Here is a 1223-nt window from a genome sequence, read left to right on the forward strand (position 1 = left end):
GCCAGGTAGAGCACGACGCCGGTGCGGAAGGTGGCGTTGCGGCCCTCCTCCTGGCGCGGCGGGATCTTGGCCTTCTGCAGCCGGGCCGTCATCTGCTTCCAGAAGCCCGGCGACTGCGACGCCTCGTCGACCGGCGTGATCTCCTTGACCTGGCCGTTCTCGTCGAACAGCACGTCGAACCAGACGTTCAGCGCCTGATTGACCTCCTGCGCCGCCGCCGTGCCCAGCGCAGCGAACTGCATCACGCCGGCCAGCGCCAGCGCGACCAGCCACTGCCACCGCCTCGTCTTTCCGATCTCCATCTGGCTCCCCCTGTCGATTTGGATGGCGGGAATTATGGGCGCGGCCCGAAGGCAGTTCCACCGTAGCCCGCTCCCTCCTGAGGGGGAGCGGGGCCACGCAGCGACGAGGACGCCGCTCAGGCCGACATCGCGCGCGCCATGCGGATCGCCGCGGCCATGCTGGACGGGTCCGCGCGGCCGGTGCCGGCGATGTCGAACGCGGTGCCGTGATCCGGGCTGGTCCGCACCAGCGGCAGGCCCAGGGTCACGTTGACGCCCTCCTCCACGCCCAGGTACTTCACCGGAATCAGCCCCTGGTCGTGGGTCATCGCCACGACCGCATCGAACTCGCCGACGTGCCGCGGCGGCGCGTGGCGCGCGCGCATGAACACCGTGTCCGGCGCGAACGGTCCGTGGGCATCGATGCCCAGCGTCCGCGCCTGCGCGATCGCCGGCGCGATGTGCTCGATCTCCTCGGTGCCGAACAGGCCGCCCTCACCGGCGTGCGGATTCAGGCCCGCCACGGCGATGCGCGGCGCGTCCAGGCCGGCGCGGCGCAGCGCGGCGTCGGTGATGCGCAGGGTCTGCAGCACTCGCCCCGTCGTGATCTGGTCGACCGCCTGGCGCAGGGCCACATGGATGGTCACCAGCACCACCCGCAGTTCGTCGTTGGCCAGCATCATGCGCACCGGCGGCAGTTGCCCTTGCGCGTCGGCGCAGAGCGCCTGCAGCAGCTCGGTGTGGCCGGGATGGTCGATGCCGCCGGCATGCAGCGCTTCCTTGTGGATGGGCGCCGTGACCAGCGCGCGCGAGCGGCCGGCCTGCTGCTCATGCACCGCCGCGACGATGCAGCGCGCCGCCGCCGCGCCCGCCGCCGCGCTGACGCGGCCGGGAGAAGACCACAGGAACAGCCAGCAGCGAGGCCTCATGGAGACACGACCC

Annotated in this window: 2 protein-coding genes; both read right to left on the bottom strand. The window is 72.0% G+C overall.

Going from position 1 to position 1223, the window contains the following annotated elements; genetic code table 11:
• A partial coding sequence (locus tag FUT87_RS26730) for a hypothetical protein (RefSeq protein ID WP_222617309.1) occupies positions 1-302 on the bottom strand: 302 nt, incomplete at its 3' end.
• Positions 303-418: 116 nt separating this feature from the next.
• A partial coding sequence (pdxA, locus tag FUT87_RS26735; RefSeq protein WP_147242942.1) for a 4-hydroxythreonine-4-phosphate dehydrogenase PdxA occupies positions 419-1223 on the bottom strand: 805 nt, incomplete at its 5' end.

It is taken from the genome of Mitsuaria sp. TWR114, assembly GCF_007997345.1.